At 59.0% G+C, this 24,276-nt stretch carries 21 protein-coding genes and 1 other RNA gene; 9 read left to right on the top strand and 13 right to left on the bottom strand.

The window, feature by feature from the left end; all coding sequences use genetic code 11:
- Positions 1-132: 132 nt before the first annotated feature.
- Positions 133-783, bottom strand: coding sequence for a 23S rRNA (uridine(2552)-2'-O)-methyltransferase RlmE (rlmE, locus tag BFQ00_RS04050; protein WP_003235041.1), 651 nt, complete (start codon positions 781-783; stop codon positions 133-135).
- A gap of 106 nt (positions 784-889) precedes the next feature.
- On the opposite strand from rlmE, the gene BFQ00_RS04045 reads away from it, so the two are divergent.
- Entirely contained in the window at positions 890-1,198 is a 309-nt protein-coding gene (locus tag BFQ00_RS04045) for a YhbY family RNA-binding protein (protein WP_003176146.1), read from the top strand.
- 9 nt (positions 1,199-1,207) lie between these two features.
- On the opposite strand, the gene BFQ00_RS04040 is transcribed toward BFQ00_RS04045, so the two are convergent.
- From BFQ00_RS04040 to grpE, 8 genes are all read right to left on the bottom strand, one after another.
- Positions 1,208-1,612 (bottom strand): MFS transporter, encoded by a 405-nt coding sequence (locus BFQ00_RS04040; RefSeq protein ID WP_065883938.1) that lies wholly within the window; start codon positions 1,610-1,612, stop codon positions 1,208-1,210.
- Positions 1,613-1,640: 28 nt separating this feature from the next.
- On the bottom strand, positions 1,641-2,117 hold the full coding sequence (gene greA / locus BFQ00_RS04035; protein WP_057725061.1) for a transcription elongation factor GreA: 477 nt from the start codon (positions 2,115-2,117) through the stop codon (positions 1,641-1,643).
- 2 nt (positions 2,118-2,119) lie between these two features.
- The gene (gene carB / locus BFQ00_RS04030; protein ID WP_065932687.1) at positions 2,120-5,341 is read right to left on the bottom strand and encodes a carbamoyl-phosphate synthase large subunit; all 3,222 of its coding nucleotides are present in this window, start codon (positions 5,339-5,341) and stop codon (positions 2,120-2,122) included.
- Between the two features lie 105 nt (positions 5,342-5,446).
- Complete coding sequence (carA, locus tag BFQ00_RS04025; RefSeq protein ID WP_065932686.1) at positions 5,447-6,583, bottom strand: glutamine-hydrolyzing carbamoyl-phosphate synthase small subunit; 1,137 nt, start codon at positions 6,581-6,583, stop codon at positions 5,447-5,449.
- Positions 6,584-6,841: 258 nt separating this feature from the next.
- Positions 6,842-7,648 carry a 4-hydroxy-tetrahydrodipicolinate reductase gene (dapB, locus tag BFQ00_RS04020; RefSeq protein WP_065932685.1) on the bottom strand — a complete coding sequence of 269 codons (807 nt, stop codon included), beginning with the start codon at positions 7,646-7,648 and terminating at the stop codon, positions 6,842-6,844.
- Positions 7,649-7,658: 10 nt separating this feature from the next.
- A complete protein-coding gene (gene dnaJ, locus BFQ00_RS04015) occupies positions 7,659-8,783 on the bottom strand; it encodes a molecular chaperone DnaJ (RefSeq protein ID WP_065883934.1) in 1,125 nt (374 codons plus the stop codon).
- Between the two features lie 318 nt (positions 8,784-9,101).
- On the bottom strand, positions 9,102-11,018 hold the full coding sequence (gene dnaK / locus BFQ00_RS04010) for a molecular chaperone DnaK (protein ID WP_065932684.1): 1,917 nt from the start codon (positions 11,016-11,018) through the stop codon (positions 9,102-9,104).
- Positions 11,019-11,120: 102 nt separating this feature from the next.
- A complete protein-coding gene (gene grpE, locus BFQ00_RS04005) occupies positions 11,121-11,681 on the bottom strand; it encodes a nucleotide exchange factor GrpE (RefSeq protein ID WP_065932683.1) in 561 nt (186 codons plus the stop codon).
- A gap of 254 nt (positions 11,682-11,935) precedes the next feature.
- Here grpE and recN point away from each other — a divergent pair, with 254 nt between their 5' ends.
- On the top strand, positions 11,936-13,609 hold the full coding sequence (gene recN, locus BFQ00_RS04000) for a DNA repair protein RecN (protein ID WP_065932682.1): 1,674 nt from the start codon (positions 11,936-11,938) through the stop codon (positions 13,607-13,609).
- 85 nt (positions 13,610-13,694) lie between these two features.
- Here the strand turns inward: recN and fur are convergent, their stop codons facing one another.
- Positions 13,695-14,099 (bottom strand): ferric iron uptake transcriptional regulator, encoded by a 405-nt coding sequence (fur, locus tag BFQ00_RS03995; RefSeq protein WP_003194220.1) that lies wholly within the window; start codon positions 14,097-14,099, stop codon positions 13,695-13,697.
- Between the two features lie 98 nt (positions 14,100-14,197).
- Between fur and BFQ00_RS03990 the strand changes: the two genes are divergently transcribed.
- The gene (locus BFQ00_RS03990; RefSeq protein ID WP_057725005.1) at positions 14,198-14,725 is read left to right on the top strand and encodes an outer membrane protein assembly factor BamE; all 528 of its coding nucleotides are present in this window, start codon (positions 14,198-14,200) and stop codon (positions 14,723-14,725) included.
- A gap of 56 nt (positions 14,726-14,781) precedes the next feature.
- Here BFQ00_RS03990 and BFQ00_RS03985 read toward each other — a convergent pair whose 3' ends face one another.
- Complete coding sequence (locus BFQ00_RS03985) at positions 14,782-15,084, bottom strand: RnfH family protein (RefSeq protein ID WP_065932681.1); 303 nt, start codon at positions 15,082-15,084, stop codon at positions 14,782-14,784.
- On the bottom strand, positions 15,077-15,511 hold the full coding sequence (locus BFQ00_RS03980; RefSeq protein WP_065883925.1) for a type II toxin-antitoxin system RatA family toxin: 435 nt from the start codon (positions 15,509-15,511) through the stop codon (positions 15,077-15,079). Before BFQ00_RS03980 ends, BFQ00_RS03985 begins: the two co-directional genes overlap by 8 nt.
- Before the next feature lie 169 nt (positions 15,512-15,680).
- Here BFQ00_RS03980 and smpB point away from each other — a divergent pair, with 169 nt between their 5' ends.
- The gene (gene smpB / locus BFQ00_RS03975) at positions 15,681-16,163 is read left to right on the top strand and encodes an SsrA-binding protein SmpB (protein WP_003235073.1); all 483 of its coding nucleotides are present in this window, start codon (positions 15,681-15,683) and stop codon (positions 16,161-16,163) included.
- A 37-nt stretch (positions 16,164-16,200) separates the two neighbouring features.
- On the opposite strand, the gene BFQ00_RS03970 is transcribed toward smpB, so the two are convergent.
- Positions 16,201-16,968, bottom strand: a complete 768-nt coding sequence (locus tag BFQ00_RS03970; protein WP_057725002.1) for a GntR family transcriptional regulator — start codon at positions 16,966-16,968, stop codon at positions 16,201-16,203.
- Between the two features lie 251 nt (positions 16,969-17,219).
- Between BFQ00_RS03970 and BFQ00_RS03965 the strand changes: the two genes are divergently transcribed.
- The 5 genes from BFQ00_RS03965 to BFQ00_RS03945 all read left to right on the top strand — a co-directional run bounded on the left by BFQ00_RS03965 (position 17,220) and on the right by BFQ00_RS03945 (position 24,143).
- A complete protein-coding gene (locus tag BFQ00_RS03965) occupies positions 17,220-18,914 on the top strand; it encodes a lactate permease LctP family transporter (protein ID WP_065932680.1) in 1,695 nt (564 codons plus the stop codon).
- A 70-nt stretch (positions 18,915-18,984) separates the two neighbouring features.
- The gene (locus BFQ00_RS03960) at positions 18,985-21,807 is read left to right on the top strand and encodes an FAD-binding and (Fe-S)-binding domain-containing protein (RefSeq protein ID WP_065932679.1); all 2,823 of its coding nucleotides are present in this window, start codon (positions 18,985-18,987) and stop codon (positions 21,805-21,807) included.
- A gap of 125 nt (positions 21,808-21,932) precedes the next feature.
- Positions 21,933-22,211 carry a hypothetical protein gene (locus BFQ00_RS03955; RefSeq protein ID WP_065932678.1) on the top strand — a complete coding sequence of 93 codons (279 nt, stop codon included), beginning with the start codon at positions 21,933-21,935 and terminating at the stop codon, positions 22,209-22,211.
- Between the two features lie 93 nt (positions 22,212-22,304).
- Positions 22,305-22,701: a transfer-messenger RNA gene (ssrA, locus tag BFQ00_RS03950) on the top strand.
- 185 nt (positions 22,702-22,886) lie between these two features.
- A complete protein-coding gene (locus BFQ00_RS03945; RefSeq protein ID WP_065932677.1) occupies positions 22,887-24,143 on the top strand; it encodes an integrase domain-containing protein in 1,257 nt (418 codons plus the stop codon).
- Positions 24,144-24,276 lie beyond the last annotated feature (133 nt).

Genomic DNA, 24,276 nt, shown 5'->3' with positions numbered 1-24,276 from the left:
CCTAACTTACTACATTACCTACAACACTGGCAGGCGCCGTCTGTAACCCTTTGTGAAACTTTGACTACACAATAATCGTAAAGCTTCATGACGAAAGCGATATAAAAAAACCTATCGCCCTCCTCGAATCTCTCAAAAACGCTCTTCGCTCGCCGCGCCTTCAACGCCGCGAAAGCCGCGACAGAGCAGGTATTGCTCCCGAGACCTGTCCCGGGAAGAGTCAGGCTTGCGTGTCTGCACCTTGTCGAACAGCTTGCGGATGTTCTTGTGGTACTCGTCAAACCCTTCGCCCTGGAAGACTTTCACCAGGAAATCACCACCAGGACGCAGTACCCGACCCGCCAGGTCCAGCGCCAGTTCACACAGGAACATGGCACGCGGCATATCGACGGCCGGTAATCCACTCATATTGGGGGCCATGTCGGAAATCACAAGGTCTACCTGCGAATTTCCCACCGCCTCAAGAATCTCTGCGAGCACGCTGTCCTGGGTGAAATCACCATGAACAAAGGTCACATCCGGGATGCTGTCCATCTCCAGGATGTCTGAAGCGATCAAGCGGCCCTGCCCACCAATCAGACGACTGGTCACCTGGGACCAGCCACCCGGGGCCGCGCCCAGGTCAATGACGCTCATGCCGGGACGGATCAATTTGTCCTTGTCCTGGATCTCCAGCAATTTGTAGCTGGCCCGGGAACGGTAGCCGTCCTTCTGCGCCTTTTTGACGTAAGGATCGTTGAAATGCTCTTGTAGCCACTTAAGGCTGGTTTTGGAACGGGCCACGGGCCACCTCGAAAAATAAAACGGGTCGTGATTAACTGGGCGGTCCCGGACTCGCTCGGGTAAACTGGCCGCCGCTTTTTACAAGATCAGACGCAGGGGTCAGATTATGCCGCTCACTCAAGAGCAGAAGAAACAGTACAAATCCATTGGCCACCATCTGAAACCAGTTCTGATTGTGGCAGACAACGGTTTGACTGAAGGTGTGTTAGCCGAATTCGAACGCGCACTCAATGATCATGAACTGATCAAGATCAAGGTCAATATCCTTGATCGCGAAGCGCGCCTGGCCGCCGTTGCAGAATTGTGCAAGGTGGGCAAGGCGGACCTGGTTCAGGTTATCGGCAAGATGGCGCTGCTGTATCGCAAGAATTTCAGCGTCAACAAGCAACTGTCGAACGTTCATCGCTTCAAATGATGACAAGGGTCAGGGGCGTGCTTCGCGCGCCCCGCCACTCCATCCCGGTGCGGGCTGTATAACCAGCACCAGGCCGGAGAACCCTAGCACAAGATAGCTGAATAGCTGCCAGCGCAACGCTTGCGGCAGCCAGACATGCACGACGCAATACATTGCGCACGCATACAGCGCCATCAATAGCAGTTGGCCGCGAATATCCCGCCACAAACTCCCCAGGCCTTCAGCCTTGACCAGCACTAATGCCTGGAGGGTCACGCACGCCGCCGCAAAAGCCACCAGCAACGCACTGAGCAATCCGTCGATCTCATCGATCAGCAGCGGTGCCAGGCCAATCAAACCCAGCGCTGGCAGCACGCCAATGTGCAACAACCACAGGCCACCCACCCAAAGCATCTGGGAGAGCTGCCAAAGCATGGCGCCCGCACGAAGCGGGCGCCGTCTTTCAGATGTGACGAACTTCAACAATCTCGTACTCGATCACGCCGCCGGGGGTTTTCACAGACACCACGTCCCCTTCTTCCTTGGCAATCAAGGCACGGGCGAGCGGTGAACCGACGGAGATCTTGCCGAGTTTGAAGTCAGCCTCGTCTTCGCCCACGATGTGATAAACAACGCGCTCATCGGTCTCGACGTTGGCGATTTCCACCGTGGTGCCAAAAATCACCTTGCCGGTATGCGGGATGGTCGTGACGTCGATGATCACCGCATTCTGCATGCGGCCTTCGATATCACGGATCCGCGCCTCGACCATACCCTGCTGCTCGCGAGCAGCGTGGTATTCGGCGTTTTCCTTCAAGTCACCCAACTCGCGGGCCGTACCAATGTCCTGGCTCAGCTTTGGACGTACGACTTTGGTCAGATGGGCGTGCTCCTCTTCCAGGGCGCGAGCGCCCTGAACGGTCATCGGGTATTTGGTTATGCTCATGCCTTCAATCCTGCGTGTAGATCCTGCAAGCGACGCACGGTCTTTTCCGGACCGAACTTGAGCGCTTCGCAGATGGCTTCGCCAGCAGCAATGGTGGTGGTGCAGTAGATCTTGTGCTGCAAGGCATTACGACGAATGGAGTAGGAGTCCGCGATCGACTGGCGACCTTCGGTGGTGTTGATGATCAGGGTGACTTCGTCATTCTTGATCATGTCGACCACGTGCGGACGGCCCTCCGTCACTTTATTCACGCGGCGTACTTTCAGGCCGGCAGCTTCGATCAGCTTGGCGGTCCCGGCGGTAGCCACGACTTCAAAGCCCAAGTTGATCAGATCACGGGCCACACCCGCAACCAGTGGCTTGTCGTCATCGCGCACGCTGATAAACGCAGTACCGCCGGTCGGCAGCACTTCGCTGGCGCCCATCTGGGCCTTGGCGAAGGCTTCGCCGAAGGTGTCGCCCACGCCCATCACTTCACCGGTGGACTTCATTTCCGGGCCCAGGATCGGGTCCACCCCAGGGAATTTGGCGAATGGGAACACCGCCTCTTTCACACTGTAGAAGTTTGGAATGATTTCCTTGGTGAAGCCGATTTCCTTCAGGGTCTTACCGGCCATTACGCGCGCAGCAATCATGGCCAGGGACACACCGATGCACTTGGACACGAACGGTACGGTACGCGAAGCGCGCGGGTTGACTTCGATGACGTAGATGTCTTCGCCTTGCAGCGCCAACTGCACGTTCATCAGGCCGACCACACCCAGCTCCAGGGCCATTTTCTTGACCTGTTCGCGCATCTCGTCCTGGATGTGCGCCGGCAGCGAGTACGGCGGCAGCGAGCACGCGGAGTCACCGGAGTGAACGCCCGCCTGTTCGATGTGCTGCATGATCGCGCCGATCACCACGTCGGTACCGTCGCACACCGCGTCCACGTCCATTTCGATGGCGCAGTTGAGGAAGTGGTCGAGCAGCACCGGACTGTCGTTGGAGACTTTCACCGCATCACGCAGGTAGCGCTTGAGTTCTTCTTCTTCGTAGACGATTTCCATCGCGCGGCCGCCCAGTACGTAGGACGGACGCACCACCAGCGGGTAGCCGATCTTGCTGGCAGCACGGATGGCTTCGTCTTCGCTGCGCACGGTGGCGTTCGGCGGCTGACGCAGGTTCAGGCGCTCGACCATTTGCTGGAAACGCTCACGATCTTCTGCACGGTCGATGGCATCCGGGCTGGTACCGATGATCGGCACGCCAGCGGCTTCCAGGGCACGCGCCAGTTTCAGCGGGGTTTGGCCGCCGTACTGGACGATCACGCCTTTTGGCTTCTCGACGCGGCAGATTTCCAGTACGTCTTCCAGTGTCACCGGTTCGAAGTACAGGCGGTCGGACGTGTCGTAGTCGGTGGAAACCGTTTCCGGGTTGCAGTTGACCATGATGGTCTCGTACCCGTCTTCGCGCAGAGCGAGAGCGGCGTGTACGCAGCAATAGTCAAACTCGATGCCCTGGCCGATACGGTTCGGACCGCCACCCAGGATGATGATCTTGTCGCGGCCCGACGGCGCGGCTTCGCACTCTTCCTCATAGGTGGAGTACATGTACGCAGTGTCGGTGGCGAACTCGGCGGCGCAGGTGTCAACGCGCTTGTAGACCGGGAAGATATCCAGCTTGTGGCGATGGGTACGCAGGTTTTTCTCGGTCACACCCAGCAGCTTGGCCAGACGCTGATCGGAGAAGCCTTTGCGCTTGAGGCGGAACATCAGGTCGCGGTCGATGGACGACAGGCCGAGGGTCTTGACCTTCTCTTCTTCCTTGATCAGGTCTTCGATCTGCACCAGGAACCAAGGGTCGATCATGTTCATGCCGAAGATATCTTCGACGCTCAGGCCGGCACGGAAGGCGTCAGCCACGTACCAGATACGCTCGGCGCCCGGTACGGTCAGCTCGCGCTTGAGGATGCTCATGCTTTCCGGGTTGCTCAGGTCAAGCTTCTCGTCCAGGCCGCATACACCGACTTCCAGGCCGCGCAGGGCTTTCTGCAGGGACTCCTGGAACGTGCGGCCGATGGCCATGACCTCACCGACCGACTTCATCTGAGTGGTCAGGCGCGCATCGGCCTTGGCGAATTTCTCGAAGGCAAAGCGCGGCAGCTTGGTCACGACGTAGTCGATAGACGGCTCGAAAGACGCCGGCATGGCGCCGCCGGTGATTTCGTTCTGCAACTCGTCCAGGGTGTAACCGATTGCCAGCTTGGCGGCGATACGCGCAATCGGGAAACCGGTGGCTTTCGATGCCAGCGCCGACGAACGCGATACACGCGGGTTCATCTCGATCACGACCATGCGGCCGGTGTCCGGGCAGATGCCGAACTGAACGTTGGAGCCGCCGGTTTCAACGCCGATCTCACGCAGTACCGCCAACGAGGCGTTACGCATGATCTGGTATTCCTTGTCCGTCAGGGTCTGCGCCGGCGCAACGGTGATCGAGTCACCGGTGTGCACACCCATCGGGTCGAAGTTTTCGATGGAGCAGACGATGATGCAGTTGTCCTTTTTATCGCGGACAACCTCCATCTCGTATTCTTTCCAGCCGATCAGGGATTCGTCAATCAGCAGCTCTTTGGTCGGCGACAGGTCCAGGCCGCGGGCGCAGATCTCTTCGAACTCTTCACGGTTGTAGGCGATGCCACCACCGGTGCCGCCCATGGTGAAGGACGGACGGATAATGCACGGGAAGCCCAGCTTTTCGAGAACCGCGTTGGCTTCTTCCATGCTGTGGGCGATACCGGAGCGCGGGCAATCAAGGCCGATGGACTTCATCGCCTTGTCGAAACGCGAACGGTCTTCAGCCTTGTCGATGGTGTCGGCGTTGGCACCGATCATCTCGACGCCGAACTTCTCCAGGATGCCTTCGCGCTCCAGGTCCAGGGCGCAGTTCAGTGCGGTCTGGCCGCCCATGGTTGGCAACAGCGCGTCCGGACGCTCTTTCTCGATGATCTTGGCCACGGTCTGCCATTTGATCGGTTCGATGTAGGTGGCATCGGCCATGGCCGGGTCGGTCATGATGGTGGCCGGGTTGGAGTTCACCAGGATGACGCGGTAACCCTCCTCGCGCAGGGCTTTACAGGCCTGGGCGCCGGAGTAGTCGAATTCGCAGGCCTGGCCGATAACGATCGGGCCAGCGCCGAGAATCAGGATGCTTTTTATGTCTGTACGTTTTGGCATGGGTTTGTCACTCAAATCCGCAGGTCAGTCGGCAAGCCGTCTTGAACATTCTTTGAAGAGCCTGCGGGGGCCACCGAAATTCGGGACCACCCGCAGGCCGCTCAGTCAGCGTCGCTTGGCCATCTCATTGATGAAACGGTCGAACAGCGGCGCTACGTCGTTCGGGCCCGGGCTGGCTTCAGGGTGCCCCTGGAAGCTGAACGCGCTCTTGTCGGTGCGCTCGATGCCTTGCAGGGAACCGTCGAACAGCGACTTGTGAATGGCGCGCACGTTCGAAGGCAGGCTCGCCTCATCCACCGCAAAACCGTGGTTCTGGCTGGTGATCATGACAACGCCGGTGTCCAGGTCCTGCACGGGGTGGTTGGCACCGTGGTGACCGTGGCCCATTTTCAGGGTCTTGGCGCCCGAGGCCAGGGCAAGCAACTGGTGGCCCAGGCAGATACCGAATACCGGGATCTCGGTTTCCAGCACGTCCTTGATCGCCTGGATGGCGTAGTCGCATGGCTCCGGGTCACCAGGGCCGTTGGACAGGAACACGCCGTCCGGTTGCAGGGCGAGTACATCGCTGGCCGGGGTTTGCGCCGGCACCACGGTTACGCGGCAGCCACGCTCAACCAGCATGCGCAGGATGTTGTACTTCACGCCGTAGTCGTAGGCCACAACGTGATAAGGCAAGTCGGCGGCCTCGATAGTCGCGTGGCTGTCGGTCTTCAGGTCCCAGACAGTGGAGCGCCATTCGTACGTCTCTTTGACGCTGACGACTTTCGCCAAGTCCATGCCCTTCAGGCCAGGGAACCCTTGCGCTGCGGCAATCGCGGCCTCTTCGGAGATATTCTCACCGACCATGATGCAGCCGTTCTGCGAGCCTTTTTCACGCAGGATGCGCGTGAGACGGCGCGTATCGATACCGGCGATCGCCACAACATTGTTGGCTTTCAGGTAATCGGACAGCGACATCGTGTTACGCCAGTTGCTCGCAACCAGTGGCAGGTCACGAATCACCAGACCGGCCGACCAGACACGATCAGACTCGGCGTCTTCCGGTGTAGTACCGGTGTTGCCGATGTGCGGATAGGTCAGGGTAACGATCTGTTGGGCGTAGGAAGGATCGGTAAGGATTTCCTGATAGCCGGTCATGGCGGTGTTGAACACCACCTCACCAACGGTTTGACCGTCGGCTCCAATGGCTTCGCCGCGAAAAATGCTGCCATCAGCAAGGGCGAGTATGGCTGGCTTAGTCAAGAAGACCTCCCGTAAATAAAGCCTGAAAGGGCGATCGCAGGTTGCAAAAAAGCGGAGTGACGTATGGACACGTCACCCCGCTTCTTCACTGAATTATTCTGCGCGCTTTTAGTGGACACACTAAAGCTGTAGCTTACAGAAAAAGGCTTTTTTGGTCCACCGCTAATGAGCCTGAAAGGCAGGGGAATGCGACAGGGCGTCGCTTAGCGGGTAAAACGGGGCCCAAGCATAAGCTTGAGGCCCTGTTTAAGCTACCGATTAGTGCAGGTCGAGCACATCACGCATGTCGTACAGGCCAGGCTCGCGCCCTTCCAGCCAGAGCGCAGCGCGCACCGCGCCCTTGGCAAACGTCATGCGACTCGAGGCCTTGTGCGTGATTTCCAGGCGTTCGCCTTCAGTGGCAAACAGCACAGTGTGATCGCCGACCACATCACCACCGCGTACGGTGGCAAAACCAATGGTGTCGCGCGCACGGGCACCGGTGTGCCCTTCACGGCCATACACCGCCACTTTGGACAGGTCACGCCCCAACGCCTCAGCGATGGCCTCGCCCATCCGCAAGGCAGTCCCGGACGGCGCATCGATCTTGTGGCGATGATGGGTTTCGATAATCTCGATATCCGCCTCATCACCCAACACGCGAGCCGCCATATCCAGCAGCTTGAGGGACAGATTCACGCCTACGCTGAAGTTCGCCGCAAAGACGATCGGGATATCCTTGCCCGCCTGAGCCAGCAACTGCTTCTGCTCAACCGTCAAACCGGTGGTACCGATCACCATCGCCTTACCTGCCTTGCGACAGAACGCCAGGTTTTCCAGCATCACCTCCGGCAGCGTGAAATCGATCAACACGTCGAACTCGTCGGCCACCTGCGCCAGATGACCGGACAACGAGACGCCGATACGGCCCAGTGAGGCCAACTCACCGGCGTCCGCACCGATCAACGTGCTGCCCGGACGCACGATCGCCGCGGTCAGCCCGGACGCCGGCGAGCGCTGCTGCACGGCTTCGACCAGCGTCTTGCCCATGCGCCCGGCAGCGCCCATTACGGCTATACGTCGCATACTCAATTCCTTACAGGTCGCCGAAGAAACGCTTCACACCATCGAAAAAGCCCGTGGTTTTCGGCGAGTGAGAGTCATCACCTTCCAACGAACTGCGGAACTCTTCAAGCAGCTCACGCTGACGGCGATTCAGGTTGACCGGCGTTTCTACCGCCACGCGACACATCAGGTCGCCGGCCCCGCCACCGCGCACCGGCGCAACGCCTTTGCCACGGATACGGAACTGCTTGCCGGTCTGCGTACCCTCTGGAATCTTGAGCTTGACCCGACCGTCCAGCGTCGGAATTTCCAACTCACCACCCAGGGCCGCGTCGACAAAGCTGATCGGCACTTCACAGAACAGATGCTTGCCATCACGCTGGAAGATCGAGTGCTCGCGCACATTGATCACCACGTACAGGTCGCCCGTAGGCCCACCCTGAGTACCGGCTTCCCCTTCACCCGACAGACGAATGCGGTCGCCGGTATCCACGCCCGCCGGCACTTTCACCGACAGCGTCTTGTACTCTTCGACGCGACCTTCGCCATGGCAGGAATCGCACGGGTCGGAAATGATCTTGCCCTGGCCATGGCAACGCGGGCAGGTTTGCTGCACCGAGAAGAAGCCCTGCTGCATCCGCACCTGGCCGATACCGCCGCAGGTCGGGCAGGTGATGGGCGAAGAGCCCTTCTTGGCACCCGAGCCGTCGCACGGCTTGCAGTTGACCAGCGTCGGTACACGGATGTTGACGCTGGTGCCGCGCACGGCTTCTTCCAGGTTCAGCTCCAGGGTATAGCGCAGGTCGCTGCCACGCTGAGCCCCGCCACGCTGGCCCCCACGGCCGCCACCAAAGAAATCACTGAACACGTCACCGAAAATATCGGAGAAGTTCTGGCCACCAAAACCGGCACCGCCGCCGCCCATGCTCGGGTCGACGCCGGCATGGCCATACTGGTCGTAGGCTGCACGCTTGTTGGGATCAGACAGACATTCGTAGGCCTCATTGGCCTCTTTGAACATTTCTTCGGATTCTTTGCTATCCGGATTACGGTCCGGGTGGTGCTTCATCGCCAGGCGACGGTAAGCCTTTTTCAGGTCCGCCTCGCTAGCCCCGCGCTCCACACCCAATACTTCGTAATAGTCACGCTTTGCCATAAGTCTTTGCACTCTTAAGGACGTTCAGCCAGACCCTCCTGAGCCTCGCCAAACTCGTTGAGCCCCAATGCAGGCCCGGACCCAACTCACGTCAATTCAACGATCCTGGTCATTACTACTTTTTAGCCGGCCACCCGACTAAAAACGCGGTATTTACTGCTCGGAAAGCAGGAGCATTCCCGGCCACACCGCCAGCACCCGAACGCTGTCGCATACTGTAAAAATTCGCATACCCCAGACACGCCAACGCGGGAGCAAGCTCCCGCGCGGCGACATCCTACCAGTCACCGCTTGTGAGCGGTCAACCGGGCGACCAAGTTACTTCTGGTCTTTGACTTCTTCGAACTCGGCATCGACAACATCGTCGTGCTTGGCTTCAGGCTCTGCTTGCTGCGCAGCACCTTCAGCCGGCTGGCCTTGTTCGGCGTACATTTTCTGGGCCACTGGCGCGGACACCTTAGACAGCTCCTCAACCTTGGCTTCGATAGCGGCCTTGTCGTCGCCTTTGATAGCGACTTCCAGGGCAACTACAGCGGCTTCGATTGCAGTTTTCTCTTCGGCAGTCACCTTGTCGCCAGCATCAGCGACCATTTTGCGCGTCGAGTGAACCAGCGCGTCACCCTGGTTACGGGCACCGGCCAACTCGGCAAACTTGGCGTCCGCATCAGCGTTGGCTTCAGCATCACGAATCATCTGTTGAATTTCTTCATCAGACAGGCCGGAGTTGGCCTTGATGGTGATCTTCTGCTCTTTGCCGGTCGCCTTGTCTTTCGCGCCAACGTGCAGGATACCGTTGGCGTCGATGTCGAAGGTCACTTCGATCTGTGGCACGCCACGGGGTGCTGGTGGAATCTCGGCCAGGTCGAACTTGCCCAGGGATTTGTTCTGCGCAGCTTGCTTGCGCTCGCCTTGCAGCACGTGAATGGTCACGGCGCCCTGGTTGTCGTCGGCAGTCGAGAACACCTGGGATTTCTTGGTAGGAATCGTGGTGTTTTTCTCGATCAGCGCGGTCATCACGCCACCCATGGTTTCGATACCCAGGGTCAGCGGGCTGACGTCCAGCAGCAGCACGTCTTTCACGTCACCGGCCAATACCGCGCCCTGGATGGCAGCACCCATGGCAACCGCTTCGTCCGGGTTCACGTCTTTACGTGCTTCTTTACCGAAGAACTCGGTGACTTTCTGCTGCACCAGCGGCATACGGGTCTGGCCACCGACCAGGATCACGTCGTTGATCGAGCCAACGTCAATACCGGCGTCTTTCAGTGCAATGCGGCATGGTTCGATGGTGCGTTGAACCAGGTCTTCAACCAGTGCTTCCAACTTGGCGCGCGAGATCTTCACGTTCAAGTGCTTGGGACCGGTCGCGTCTGCAGTGATGTACGGCAGGTTCACATCGGTGGACATGCTCGACGACAGTTCGATCTTGGCTTTCTCAGCGGCTTCTTTCAGGCGCTGCATCGCCAGCGGGTCACCCTTGAGGTTCATGCCGCTTTCTTTCTTGAATTCGTCAACGAGGTAGTCGATCAGACGGATGTCGAAGTCTTCACCACCCAGGAACGTGTCGCCGTTGGTGGCCAACACTTCGAACTGGTGCTCACCGTCAACTTCCGCGATCTCGATGACGGAGACGTCGAAAGTACCACCGCCCAGGTCATAAACGATCACAGTGTGGTCGCCTTTGGCCTTGTCCATACCGTAGGCCAGGGCCGCTGCGGTGGGTTCGTTGATGATACGTTTTACGTCCAGACCCGCGATGCGGCCGGCGTCTTTGGTTGCCTGGCGCTGGCTGTCGTTGAAGTAGGCCGGAACAGTGATGACCGCTTCGGTCACGGTTTCACCGAGGTAGTCTTCGGCAGTCTTCTTCATCTTTTTCAAGACTTCAGCCGATATCTGCGGTGCGGACATCTTGTTGCCGTTCACTTCAACCCAAGCATCACCGTTGTCGGCCTTGGCGATTTTGTAAGGCACCATCTTGATGTCTTTCTGTACGACTTCTTCGTCGAACTTGCGACCGATCAGACGTTTTACCGCGTACAGGGTGTTGTGCGGGTTGGTGACGGCCTGACGCTTGGCCGACTGACCGACCAGGATCTCGCCATCGTTGGCGTAAGCGATGATCGACGGCGTGGTACGCGCGCCTTCAGCGTTTTCGATAACTTTGGCCTTGCCGTTTTCCATGACCGAGACGCACGAGTTGGTGGTCCCCAGGTCGATACCGATAATTTTGCCCATGTTTGACTCTCCCGAAACTTGAATTTGGTTGCCGCAGCAGTTGTGGCTAACTGCGGTAGCACTTAATCGCTTGACTTATAAATGGGGGCCTTGCGGCGGATTTCAAGCCTGCTCATCAATAGAAGGCGAAACGGGTGCGGGAGCCTTGCTCACCACCACCATCGCCGGGCGCAACAAGCGACCGTTGAGCAGATAACCCTTCTGGAATACCTTCAATACGCTGTTGGGCTCCAGGTCGTGGCTTTCCTGCATCGCCATCGCCTGGTGGTGCTCCGCGTTGAACGGCTCACCGCCGAGTGGATCGATGGCTTCCAACTGATAACGCTTCAGGGTGTCCTGGAACATTTTCAGGGTCAGTTCGATCCCCTCGCGCATCGGGCGGATGTTTTCGTCATCTGGATTGGACAATTCAAGGCCACGCTCCAGGCTGTCAATAATCGGCAGCAGGTCGTTGGCGAATTTTTCCAAGGCGAATTTGTGAGCCTTTTCTACGTCCTGCTCGGCGCGGCGGCGGACGTTCTGCAGATCGGCGGCAACACGCAACGACTGATCCTGCGCGGCGGCCAATTGCTCTTCGAGCACTTGCACACGAGTAACCAGCTCATCACCGGCAGCCAAATTGGCGTCTGGCGTTTGCGTATCCTGCGTCTGTTCGTCAGCCATAGCTTTCTCCTTTCAAAATCATGCGCGAACTCAACTCGCGCTTCTGTTCCGGTATATGGGGCCACAATTTTCAGGTTCAAGGGCGCGGACGTTACCAAAAGTCTTTCGCATGTCTCGGATCATTTCCTGCCCCTACATTCCTTATTGAGCTAAAAAAAGCACCCGATCAAGCAAATCGAGCTAAGCGCCAGGATTGTCAGCTCTAAACAAAACACTGTATAAATAACCAGACCTAAAGCCTGGGAGCGGCCGTCATGCTCGTGCACCTGTCCGTACATAACTACGCCATCGTTGAACATCTGGATCTCGAACTGGATCGCGGCATGAGCGTAATCACAGGCGAGACCGGCGCCGGCAAGTCGATCATGCTCGACGCCCTGGGCCTGACGCTCGGGGACCGCGCCGACAGTGGCGTGGTGCGCCCCGGCGCCGACAAGGCCGACATCCTGGCCACATTCGATCTGGCGGACATTCCCGAGGCCGAGGCCTGGCTGGCCGAGCGCGACCTCAATAACGAAGGCCCGTGCATCCTGCGCCGAGTGATCACCGCCGAAGGACGCTCACGTGGCTATATCAACGGCACGCCCTGCCCCCTTGGCGACTTGAAAGCCCTGGGTGAACTGTTGATTGATATCCACAGCCAGCATGAGCACCAGTCCCTGCTGAAAACCGACACTCATCGCCGCCTGCTGGATGAGTACGCCGGCGCCACCGAACTTGCCCGCCAGGTTCACCTGGCCGCGCAACGCTGGCGCCAGACGCGCCAGGAACTGGAACGCCTTTCCAATTCCGGCGACGAGCAACGCGCTCGCCACCAACTGCTCAGCTATCAACTCGAAGAGCTTGAAAGCTTGGGCCTGGGCGAGACCGAACTGGAACAGCTTGAACAGGAACACAAGAACCTGACCAACGCCGAGACACTGCTGGGCATCTGTCGCCAGGTGATCGAGCAATGCAGCGAAAGTGATTCCGGCAATGTGCTTAACGCACTGACCGCGAGCCTCAATCGCCTGTCCAGCGTGACTAACGCCTCCGGCTCACTGAGTGAAGCCACCACCCTGCTGACCAGCGCGCAGATCCAGGTGGAGGAAGCGGTGGGTGAGTTGAACCGCTTCCTCGATCATTTCGATGTCGACCCGGCGCGCCTGCAGGTAATAGAAGAGCGCCTGGACACCATCTACACCCTGGCGCGCAAACATCGAATCCAGCCAACCGAAGTGGCGGCAATGCAACAAAAGCTGCTGGATGAAATCGAGACCCTGAACGCGAACGACGAGTCCATCGAGCGCCTCGGCGAAGAACTCGCCTCCTTCGCCCGCCATTATCAGGAAAAGGCTCGTGAGCTGAGCGACCTTCGCCAACAGGCCGCTACCCGTCTGGCCGGTGCCGTGGAACAGGAGATCCAGCGCCTGGGCATGCCCGGCGGCCGCTTCACCATCCAGCTGCACGCCAATACCAGCCATGAACTGCAACCCCACGGACTGGAACAGGTGGAGCTGCTGGTCAGCGCCAACCCGGGGCAACCGCTCAAAGCCCTGGCAAAAGTCGCCTCCGGCGGTGAGCTGTCACGGATCAGCCTGGCGATCCAGGTCATCACTGCGCAAACCTCGCGTGTACCGACTCTGGTATTCGATGAAGTGGACGTAGGCATTGGCGGGCCGACTGCCGAGATTGTTGGTCAGTTGTTGCGCCGTCTGGGCGATCGCGGCCAGGTGCTGACGGTGACCCACTTACCGCAAGTGGCGGCCCAGGGGCATCAGCATTTGTTCGTGCACAAAGTGCGGGGCAGTGATGCGACGCGCACGGCCGTGTCCAAGCTGAACAAGTCGGAGCGCGTGGAAGAAGTGGCGCGGATGCTTGGCGGTATTGATTTGACCAAGGAGTCCCTGGCGCACGCGAAGAAGATGGTCGTAGCAGCGAAGGCCTGAGCGAGCATTTTCCCTCTTATATAAAGCACGAAGGCGACCCTGGGGTCGCCTTCGATCGTTGCGCAGAGCAAATCTGCGTCGATTTTTACTTTTTCTTACGGATGTACAGCACCAGATTATGGTCAACCAAATCGAAGCCATGCTCCTCAGCGATCTTATGCTGCAGCGCTTCGATCTCAGGGCTGGTGAACTCGATAACCTCATTGGTATCCAGGTCAACCATGTGGTCGTGATGCCCGCCGTCGGCCAATTCAAACACTGCATGACCGCCGTCGAAATTATGACGAACCACCAGCCCTGCGGCTTCAAACTGGGTCAGGACACGGTAAACCGTGGCCAGGCCGACGTCTTCATTAGACTCCATCAGCGCCTTGTAAACGTCCTCGGCACTCATGTGGCGTTGCTCAGCAGAATCGAGCATTTGTAGAATCTTGACTCGGGGCAGAGTCACTTTGAGACCGGCTTTGCGTAGTTCGCTATTTTCAACCATGGTTAGCTTTCTCGCGGATGCTGCTTCGCAGCTTCTCTTAATACGGGTATGATCGGCGTTTACGTTGTCCCAGCCAAGATAGTGGAAGTCGCCCACCGATGCAAAACACCAAGCTCTTGCTAACCAGTTTCACCTTTGTGGGACTGCTCGCACTCGCCGGTTGTTCATTCCCCGGGGTTTACAAAATCGACATCCAGCAGGGCAATGTCGTCACGCAGGACATGATAGACCAGTTACGCCCGGGAATGACCCGACGGCAAGTAAGGTTTATCATGGGTAATCCCCTGCTGACCGACACTTTCCATGCCGATCGCTGGGATTATCTCTACAGCCTCCAGCCTGGCGGCGGTGAGCGCCAGCAGGAGCGCGTCAGTGTCATTTTCAATGGCAATGACCAGCTTGTCAGCCTGTCCGGCGACTTCATGCCTGGCGTAAGCCGCGATGAAGCGCTGTTGGGCAAGGACAGCGGCACCAGCGTGACCGCCCCTGCACAGGAAGCCGAGAAGCCGAAATCCGAGGTGCCGGCCAAGCCAGGCTCCTTGCTGGACCAGATCCAGAAAGACGTCGATGGCGTGGAAACCGTGCCCGTCCCGACGCCACAGCCTCTGGACACCAGCCCGCAGTAACAAAGCAACACTCAACAAAAAGCCCGGCATGCCGGGCTTTTTGTTGTCTGACGCATTTATGAGCTTTGCTGCCTGGTCTTCGCCGCCCTGGCCGCACGCTGCCTGCGTATTTCCTTGGGATCTGCCAGCAACGGCCGATAGATCTCAATTCGATCACCTGGCTGCACAACACGCGCATCAGGGTCCGAAACCACCTTGCCGAAGATCCCCAGCGGGCAGTCAGCCAGCATCCATTGCGGGAACTGCTCAGCCATTCCCGACATTTGCACCGCCGCCCTCAGGCTCGTGCCCGCCGGAACCTTCACCTGCAATAAAACCTGGCGATCAACGGCGGCATGCACCACTTCAATCTCAACCATGCAGTTGCTTGGCCCGCTGGCAGAACGCATCCACCAGCGTATTCGCCGCCTGATTGAACAAAGGCCCCAATGTCGCGCGAACGATCGGCCCTGCGTAATCGAACGACAGATCCAGGCTGATCTTGCAGGCCTTGTCCGTCAGCGCCTTGAATACCCAGACCCCATGCAACTGGGTGAACGGGCCTTCCTGCAGATTCATCTCGATGGATTTTCCAGGCACCAGCACATTGCGCGTAACAAAATGCTGGCTAAGCCCACCCTTGGCTACGCCGACGCTGGCAACCATGTACCCGTCATCGCCCTCCAAAACCTCGGCGGTGGAGCACCACGGCAGGAATTCCGGGTAACGCGCCACGTCGTTGACCAGGTCATAGAGCGCCTGTGCGGGATACGGCAGCAGGGCCGAACGTTGAATATGCGTCGTCATGTGAGCGTTATTTCCACAGCTGAGCGGGCAAACATCGCGAAACAACAGCCAGATCCGCGAGAGAAAAAAACCAGAGAACTGCCCGCATTGTCCGGGATTCGTCCAACACGCTCAAGCACGCAGGTTGACCGTAGCCGACACGCTCGCAACTCCCTATAATGCCGCCCCTATGGCTAAACAAAAGAAACACCCAACAGGGACCATCGCGCAAAATAAAAAGGCGCGACACGATTACTTCATCGAGCATCGGTTCGAGGCTGGTCTGGTCCTGGCCGGCTGGGAAGTAAAAAGTCTGCGTGCCAGCAAGCTGCAGCTGGTCGACAGCTATGTGCTGCTCAAGGATGGCGAGGCGTGGCTGCTTGGCAGTCATATCACCCCGCTGACCACCGCGAGCACCCACGTAATTGCCGACCCGGTGCGCACGCGCAAGCTGCTGCTCAATGCCCGCGAGCTGGAAAAACTCGCTGCGGCAGTGCAGCAGAAAGGCTACGCCTGCATCTGCCTGTCCTGGTACTGGAGCAAGCATCTGGTCAAGTGCGAAATTGCGCTGGGCAAGGGCAAGAAGGAATACGACAAACGCGACACCGAACGCGAGCGCGACTCCAATCGCGAATTGCATCGCGCGGTGCGTAACAAAGGCAAGGAAGACTAACCTTGTGACGATGCAGCTTCGGGCCACTCGCCCGAGGCTACATGCCTTTACGTCGCTCCGCCCGAGCCACGCGCTGAACCTCCTGACGAACCTCCTCCAGCACTTCCTGCACATACAGCAGGTGACGCGTTGAGATCTCCCGCGCCTGCTCGGCCCGCCCTTCAATAATTGCCAGGTACAGGTCGCGATGCTGACTGATCAGCATGTCGCGGGTCTCGGTGCGCTGTTGATACATGCCGCCAATGTTTGTTACCACGTTACGCTTGAGCAGATCGAACAGCCCGCGAATGGTGTGCAGCAGCACGGCATTATGACTGGCTTCGGCAATGGCCAGGTGAAACCGCGCATCTGCCGCGCCCTCCTCCACTCGACTCACCTCATCGACGCGCGCGTAGCAATCCTGCAACGCCTCGAACGCCGCCGTCAGCCGCTCACGGTCCACTTCCGTTGCCCGTAACGCCGCGTAATAAGCACAGGAAGCCTCAAGCGTCTGGCGAAATTCCAGCAGGTCCCGCTGCGCTTCAGGATTGTTTTCCAGCAGATGCAACAGAGGGTCGCTGAAGGTTGACCCCAGGGATTCCACCACATAGTTGCCACCGCCCTGACGACTGACCAACAACCCTTTGGCCGCCAGCTTCTGAATCGCTTCTCGCAGCGAAGGGCGCGATACACCAAATTGTTCAGCCAATGCGCGCTCGGCCGGCAAGCGCTCGCCCGACTTCAGCGTGCCCTCAAGGATCATGCCCTCGAGCTGCTCGACAATATCGTCAGACAAACGGCGCTGACGCACCTGATCAAACCCCATAACCCGCTCTCCACCATCCCGACCACGCGCCGGGCTCTCTATTCTGGCCTATCGCCGCGCTCCCGGCACCTATCAGAACGCCTCGGATTATCCCGATCAGAACGCCGCATACCCACTCGTACGACCAAAGTTTCCTGGGCGGCAAATTGACACACCCCTGCCAAGCCTCTTAATCTAGCCAACAGCGACTGTAAATTGGTATTACCAATTATCCAGAGCGTACAAACAACAACAATCAGGGGCCACCCCATATGCAAACCTGGCAACAGCTCTACAGCCCTCTTGGCAGTCTCGGTGTATCCGCACTGGCCGCCGTTATACCCATCGTGTTTTTCTTCCTGGCCCTGGCTGTATTCCGCCTCAAGGGGCACGTGGCCGGCAGCATCACGCTGGCGCTGTCGATCCTGGTGGCGATTTTCGCCTTCCAGATGCCGGTGGACATGGCCCTGGCCGCCGCCGGCTACGGCTTCGCCTATGGCTTGTGGCCGATTGCATGGATCATCGTGGCGGCGGTATTTCTCTACAAATTGACGGTCAAGAGCGGTCAGTTCGAAGTGATCCGCAGCTCGGTCCTGTCGATTACCGACGACCAGCGCCTGCAGGTACTGCTGATCGGCTTCTGCTTCGGCGCCTTCCTCGAAGGGGCGGCCGGTTTCGGTGCGCCCGTGGCAATTACCGCCGCGCTGCTGGTCGGCCTGGGTTTCAACCCGCTCTACGCCGCCGGCCTGTGCCTGATTGCCAACACCGCCCCGGTCGCCTTCGGTGCGCTGGGTATCCCGATCATTGTGGCGGGCCAGGTCACCGGCATCGACGCCTTCAAGATCGGCGCCATGACCGGTCGCCAACTGCCCCTGCTGTCACTGTTCGTGCCGTTCTGGCTGGTGTTCATGATGGACGGCCTGCGCGGCGTTCGCGAAACCTGGCCCGCAGCCCTGGTGGCGGGCCTGAGCTTTGCCGTCACTCAGTACTTCACCTCCAACTTCATCGGCCCGGAGCTGCCTGACATCACCTCGGCACTGGCCAGCCTGATCGCCCTGACCTTATTCCTCAAAGTCTGGCAACCCAAACGCAGTGCCGGCGCGCAGATTGCCGGCGCCACCTCGAGCACGGCGGTTACCGCCAGCGCCGGCGGCTTCGGTTTGCCGCGCAACACCCTGGTTTCGCCGTACAGCCTGGGGCAGATTTTCAAGGCGTGGTCGCCCTTCCTGATTCTCACCGTGCTGGTGACCATCTGGACCCTCAAACCCTTCAAGGCGATGTTCGCCGCTGGCGGCTCGATGTACAGTTGGGTGTTCAACTTTGCGATCCCGCACCTCGACCAACTGGTAATCAAAGTCGCGCCGATCGTCACCAACCCCACCGCCATACCGGCGGTATTCAAGCTGGACCCGATTTCAGCGACCGGCACCGCAATTTTCTTCTCCGCGCTGATCTCGATGGCGGTATTGAAAATAGACGTTAAAACTGGTCTTACCACTTTAAAAGAGACCTTCTACGAGCTGCGCTGGCCGATCCTGTCCATCGGCATGGTGTTGGCCTTCGCCTTTGTCACCAACTACTCGGGCATGTCCTCGACCATGGCCCTGGTGCTGGCCGGCACCGGCGCGGCCTTCCCGTTTTTCTCACCGTTCCTCGGCTGGCTCGGCGTTTTCCTGACAGGCTCGGACACCTCGTCCAATGCACTGTTCAGCTCGTTGCAAGCCACCACCGCCCACCAGATCGGCGTCAACGACACCTTGCTGGTGGCGGCGAATACCAGTGGCGGCGTGACCGGCAAAATGATTTCGCCGCAATCGATCGCCGTGGCCTGTGCCGCGACCGGCCTGGTCGGCAAGGAGTCCGACCTGTTCCGCTTCACCCTTAAACACAGCCTGTTCTTCGCCACGATCGTCGGGCTGATCACCCTGGCACAGGCGTATTGGTTCACCGGTATGCTGGTGCACTGAGACCTGCACGCAACAGGGTAAGAATCGACGCCGGACAACGGTTCCGGCGTCAGCTATTTCTGGAGGACCGATGAGCCTGCCTGCCGCATTCCTGAGCGACGTCGCACAACTGATCCCGAAGGATCGTCGTTTTGACGATCCACTTTCCACCCTCGCCTTCGGCACCGATGCCAGCTTTTACCGATTGATCCCACAGCTGGTGATACGCGTGGAGTCGGAAGACGAAGTCGTCACGCTGCTGCAACTGGCCCAGCGCGACCGCGTCGCCGTGACCTTTCGCGCAGCGGGCACCAGCTTGTCCGGCCAGGCCATCAGCGACTCGGTACTGATCGTGCTGGGTGATCAGTGGAATGGCCGCGAAATTCGCGCGCAAGGCCTGCAGATCCGCCTGCAACCCGGCGTCATCGGCGCTCAGGCCAATGCCTGGCTTGCGCCATTCGGGCGCAAGATCGGGCCAGACCCGGCGTCGATCAACGCCTGCAAGATCGGCGGCATCGTTGCCAACAACGCCAGCGGCATGTGCTGCGGGACGGCGCAAAATACCTACCACACCCTGGCAGGCATTCGTCTGGTCCTGGCCGATGGCAGCCGCCTGGACACCGAAGACCCCGCCAGCGTCCAGGCCTTCCGCCACACCCATGGCGCGCTGCTAGAACGCCTGGCCACACTGGGCCGGGAGACGCAGGCAAACGCCGAACTGGCGGCAAAGATCCGCCACAAATACCGTCTGAAAAATACCACCGGCCTGTCGCTGAATGCCCTGGTGGATTTCGATGACCCGCTGGATATCCTCAGCCATTTGCTGGTGGGCTCCGAGGGCACGCTGGGGTTTATCAGCGCCGTGACCTACGACACGGTGATCGATCACCCGCACAAAGCCTCGGCACTCATCGTATTCCCGGACGTCGAGACCTGCTGCAACGCGGTCACCGTGCTGAAAACCCAGCCGGTGTCGGCCGTTGAGCTGCTGGACCGGCGCAGCCTGCGCTCGGTACAGGACAAACCGGGCATGCCGGCGTTCGTACAGCAACTATCGGAAAATGCCTGCGCGCTGCTGATCGAATCCCGCGCCGCGTCTCCTTCATTACTGCATGAACAACTGGCGCTGATCATGGCCTCACTCGCCTCTTTTGCGGTGGAGAAGCAGGTCGACTTCACCGAAGACCCGCTGGAAAACGCCCGGCTCTGGGCGATTCGCAAGGACACCTTCCCCGCCGTGGGCGCCGTACGCAAAACCGGCACTACCGTGATCATCGAAGACGTCACCTTCCCGGTCGAGCAGCTGGCGATTGGCGTCAACCGTTTGATCGAACTGTTCGACAAACACCACTACGACGAAGCCATCCTTTTCGGACACGCACTGGAAGGCAATCTGCACTTCGTCTTCACCCAAGGCTTCAACAGCGCGGAAGAAGTCGCACGCTATCAAGCGTTCATGGACGACGTGGCCCAACTGGTGGCGGTTGAATTCGGTGGCTCGTTGAAAGCCGAACACGGCACCGGTCGCAATATGGCGCCGTTCGTCGAACTGGAATGGGGCAGCGATGCCTATCAACTGATGTGGCAGCTCAAGCGCCTGCTCGACCCCAACGGCATCCTCAACCCGGACGTGGTGCTCAGCGAAGACCCGCAGATTCACCTCAAACACCTCAAGCCCCTGCCCGCCGCCGACGCGCTTGTGGATAAGTGCATCGAATGCGGGTTCTGCGAGCCGGTATGCCCGTCGAAAGGCCTGACCCTGAGCCCGCGCCAACGCATCGTGATCTGGCGCGACATCCAGGCCAAACAACGCGCCGGCGTCGACACCACCGAATTGGAAGCGGCCTATCACTACCAAGGCATCGACACCTGCGCCGCGACCGGGCTCTGCGCCCAACGCTGCCCTGTAGGCATCAATACCGGCGACCTGGTGAAAAAGCTGCGCAGCCGCGACGCCGACCGTACGAAAACCGCCGACTGGCTCGCCACCCATTTCGCCACCGCACTGCAAGGCGCGCGTTTTACCCTGCATGTCGCCAACGGCGCGCGCATGCTGCTGGGCGCCCCACGCCTGGCGAAGTTATCGGCCACCGTGACCCAGCTGTCCAAGGGGCAAGTCCCGCAGTGGACCAACGCCATGCCACAGCCGGAAAAAGCCATTCGCTTCAGTCCCGCCGTTACCGACGAGCGACCAAGGGTGGTCTACCTGGCGGCGTGCGTCTCACGCGCCATGGGCCCAGCAGCGGGGGATAAAGAGCAAATGTCGCTGTACGACAAAACCCGTGGCCTGCTGGAAAAAGCCGGTTACCAAGTGGTCTTCCCCGACCACCAGGACAACCTCTGCTGCGGCCAACCTTTCGCCTCCAAAGGCTATGCCGAACAGGCCGAACACAAGCGCCAGGAACTGATCGGCGCCCTGCTCCACGCCAGCCGTGGCGGACTCGACCCGATCTACTGCGACACCAGCCCGTGCACCCTGCGCCTGACGCAAGACCTGGGCGAGACACGCCTGGACCTCTACGACCCCGTACGTTTCATCCGCACCCACCTCATGGACCGCCTCGACTTCACGCCGCAGGAAGCGCCCATTGCCGTCCACGTCACCTGCAGCACCCAGCACCTGGGTGAAAGCCAGGCGCTGATCGACCTCGCCCGACGCTGCGCCAAGACCGTCGTCGTCCCCGAAGGCATTCACTGCTGCGGCTTTGCCGGCGACAAAGGCTTCACCACCCCGGAACTCAACGCCCACTCACTGCGCAGCCTCAAGGACGCGGTGCAACACTGCAGCGAAGGCATCTCCACCAGCCGCACCTGCGAGATCGGCCTGAGCCTGCACGGCGGCATCGACTATCACGGGCTGGTCTACCTCGTCGACCGCGTCACCCAGGCCCGCGCCCATAAGCCTGCAAAATAAAACAGAACCCCTGCGCGCCGGCGTAGTCATCTGCATAGGCCTCGACAAACGAGGCTCATCAGTGATGTCGCTGGCAGGCCCTCAACGCCAGCAGCGTCGAGCCCTTTTGCGCAAGGAGATACCCTATGAAGCGTTCCGCTCTTGCTGGCTTGTTCATCACCGCTGCGATGCTGGCATCCCCCGCCTTTGCGGCCGGTGAAAAAGACCTGTGCCAGATCAACCTGGACAAAATCAACAACGGTAAAGCCTTGCTGTCCACCGACACCAGTGGCAAAAGCGGCGAAATCGACACCGCCGTCGCCCAAGCCAAGGCAGCCAGCGCCGCCGGTGACCACAAGAAGTGCATCGAAATCACCTCCAAGGCCCTGCAAGACCTGCAGAACAGCGACAAAGGCGGTCAGTAAGCGATAGGGCCGACCTTCGGGTTGGCCTTTCGTGAAGGTTTGGCGTACACTGCACAAGCTTGTCACTCACTAGAAACAACGAGTTACAAGCACGGGGCCGTTTAGGATTCGACGCCGGTCGCGAAACTTTAGGTGCATGCCGAGTTGGTAACAGAACTCGTAAATCCACTGTTGCAACTTCTTATAGTTGCCAATGACGAAAACTACGGCCAGGAATTCGCTCTCGCTGCGTAAGCAGCCTTAGCCCTGAGCTTCTGGTACCTTCGGGTCCAGCAATCACCAGGGGATGTCTGTAAACCCAAAGTGATTGTCATATAGAACAGAATCGCCGTGCAGTACGTTGTGGACGAAGCGGCTAAAACTTACACAACTCGCCCAAAGCACCCTGCCCTTCGGGTCGCTGAGGGTTAACTTAATAGAAACGGCTACGCATGTAGTACCGACAGCGGAGTACTGGCGGACGGGGGTTCAAATCCCCCCGGCTCCACCACTTCATCATCTAAAGACGTCCATGGACGTCTTTTTTTGTGCCTGAAATCCAGTAAATACGGGGATTTCAGCGCTTACGGGAGCTTTGGAGGTTTTCTGAGTTCCAGCTGCTTTGGTATCCCAGGTGGTATCCCGGACTACCAAATGCTATTTTCAGGATACCAAAACGGTGCTGGAGGTAGCCCCATGCCTACTAACGCAACCCGCCTCTCCGATCGCCAGCTCAAGGCGGTCAAGGCAACTGGTAAAGATTTCGTCCTCAGCGACGGCGATGGCTTACAGCTTCGAGTTCGCGCGAGCGGCTCAATGATGTGGAATTTCAATTACCGCGAGCCCTTGACCAGAAGCCGTATCAATATGGCGCTTGGTCCATACCCCGATCTCTCGCTAGCTAACGACCGGAAGAAAGCAGCAGAGGCGCGTGAGCTGCTCGCTTTGGGCACTGATCCCAAAACCCAGCGTGATGAGGTAAGGCAAGCCAAACTTGCTGAGACTGAACACACGTTCGAGAAAGTGGCCACCGCCTGGTTCGAGCTGAAGAAAGACTCCGTAACCAAAGCCTACGCCGAAGACATTTGGAGATCGCTGACGCTCCATGTGTTCCCAAGCATGAAAACAACGCCGCTCTCTCAAATCACTGCTCCGATGGTTATCAAGATCCTTCGCCCAATCGAGGCCAAAGGGAGTCTCGAAACCGTGAAACGATTGAGTCAACGACTCAACGAGATCATGACCTACGGGGTCAACTCCGGGCTGATATTTGCGAACCCCCTCAATGGAATTCGGGCGGTGTTCAAGAAACCCAAGAAAGAGAACATGGCTGCGCTACCACCTGAGGAGCTTCCCGAGCTCATGATGGAAATCGCGAATGCCAGCATCAAGCGCACGACCCGCTGCCTGATAGAATGGCAGTTGCACACGATGACCCGCCCTGCCGAAGCAGCCACCACACGATGGGCAGATATCGACTTCGACAAGCGCATTTGGACCATTCCGCCAGAGCGCATGAAAAAGCGTCGCCCGCACACAATCCCCCTCACCGACCAGGCACTTTCGTTACTGGAAACGCTCAAGCAACTCAGTGGTAACAGAGAGTACGTGTTCCCCTCAGATAGAAACCCCCGCACCCATGCCAATAGCCAGACCGCCAACATGGCGTTGAAGCGCATGGGCTTTCAGGACCGTCTAGTCAGCCACGGCTTGCGCTCGATGGCGAGCACCATCCTGAATGAGCATGGCTGGGATCCGGAACTGATCGAGGTCGCGCTGGCGCATGTCGACAAGGACGAAGTTCGTAGCGCCTACAACAGGACTGACTACATCGAACGCCGGCGTCCGATGATGGCTTGGTGGAGTGAACATATCCAGAAGGCGGCCACCGGCAGCCTGTCGGCATCGGCTATCAATCAAACCAGAGATCGCAACGTCATACCGATTCGCTGAACATCCAAAAGGTACGCGCCACCGGCTACGATCCGTGTCGTATAGTAGGGCGAAAGGAGTGACGACAGTTGCCAGATCTCTGGCATGCCTACGCTTTTTCAGGCAAGCCCCTGAGTATGGGAAGGCTCCGCAT

The organism is Pseudomonas sp. 28 E 9 (assembly GCF_900004785.1).
Lineage (GTDB): Bacteria > Pseudomonadota > Gammaproteobacteria > Pseudomonadales > Pseudomonadaceae > Aquipseudomonas > Aquipseudomonas orientalis_A.
Note: the sequence above shows the minus strand (reverse complement) of the source record. Positions and strands in the feature narration are given on the sequence as shown.

What these genes read in the sequence shown, in the direction of transcription:
- BFQ00_RS04045 (WP_003176146.1), top strand. Translation starts at nt 890, where the DNA reads ATGCCGCTCACTCAAGAGCAGAAGAAACAGTACAAATCCATTGGCCAC.
- BFQ00_RS04040 (WP_065883938.1), bottom strand. Translation starts at nt 1,612, where the DNA reads ATGCTTTGGCAGCTCTCCCAGATGCTTTGGGTGGGTGGCCTGTGGTTG.
- carB (WP_065932687.1), bottom strand. Translation starts at nt 5,341, where the DNA reads ATGCCAAAACGTACAGACATAAAAAGCATCCTGATTCTCGGCGCTGGC.
- dapB (WP_065932685.1), bottom strand. Translation starts at nt 7,648, where the DNA reads ATGCGACGTATAGCCGTAATGGGCGCTGCCGGGCGCATGGGCAAGACG.
- dnaJ (WP_065883934.1), bottom strand. Translation starts at nt 8,783, where the DNA reads ATGGCAAAGCGTGACTATTACGAAGTATTGGGTGTGGAGCGCGGGGCT.
- dnaK (WP_065932684.1), bottom strand. Translation starts at nt 11,018, where the DNA reads ATGGGCAAAATTATCGGTATCGACCTGGGGACCACCAACTCGTGCGTC.
- grpE (WP_065932683.1), bottom strand. Translation starts at nt 11,681, where the DNA reads ATGGCTGACGAACAGACGCAGGATACGCAAACGCCAGACGCCAATTTG.
- recN (WP_065932682.1), top strand. Translation starts at nt 11,936, where the DNA reads ATGCTCGTGCACCTGTCCGTACATAACTACGCCATCGTTGAACATCTG.
- fur (WP_003194220.1), bottom strand. Translation starts at nt 14,099, where the DNA reads ATGGTTGAAAATAGCGAACTACGCAAAGCCGGTCTCAAAGTGACTCTG.
- BFQ00_RS03990 (WP_057725005.1), top strand. Translation starts at nt 14,198, where the DNA reads ATGCAAAACACCAAGCTCTTGCTAACCAGTTTCACCTTTGTGGGACTG.
- BFQ00_RS03985 (WP_065932681.1), bottom strand. Translation starts at nt 15,084, where the DNA reads ATGGTTGAGATTGAAGTGGTGCATGCCGCCGTTGATCGCCAGGTTTTA.
- BFQ00_RS03980 (WP_065883925.1), bottom strand. Translation starts at nt 15,511, where the DNA reads ATGACGACGCATATTCAACGTTCGGCCCTGCTGCCGTATCCCGCACAG.
- smpB (WP_003235073.1), top strand. Translation starts at nt 15,681, where the DNA reads ATGGCTAAACAAAAGAAACACCCAACAGGGACCATCGCGCAAAATAAA.
- BFQ00_RS03970 (WP_057725002.1), bottom strand. Translation starts at nt 16,968, where the DNA reads ATGGGGTTTGATCAGGTGCGTCAGCGCCGTTTGTCTGACGATATTGTC.
- BFQ00_RS03965 (WP_065932680.1), top strand. Translation starts at nt 17,220, where the DNA reads ATGCAAACCTGGCAACAGCTCTACAGCCCTCTTGGCAGTCTCGGTGTA.
- BFQ00_RS03960 (WP_065932679.1), top strand. Translation starts at nt 18,985, where the DNA reads ATGAGCCTGCCTGCCGCATTCCTGAGCGACGTCGCACAACTGATCCCG.
- BFQ00_RS03955 (WP_065932678.1), top strand. Translation starts at nt 21,933, where the DNA reads ATGAAGCGTTCCGCTCTTGCTGGCTTGTTCATCACCGCTGCGATGCTG.
- BFQ00_RS03945 (WP_065932677.1), top strand. Translation starts at nt 22,887, where the DNA reads ATGCCTACTAACGCAACCCGCCTCTCCGATCGCCAGCTCAAGGCGGTC.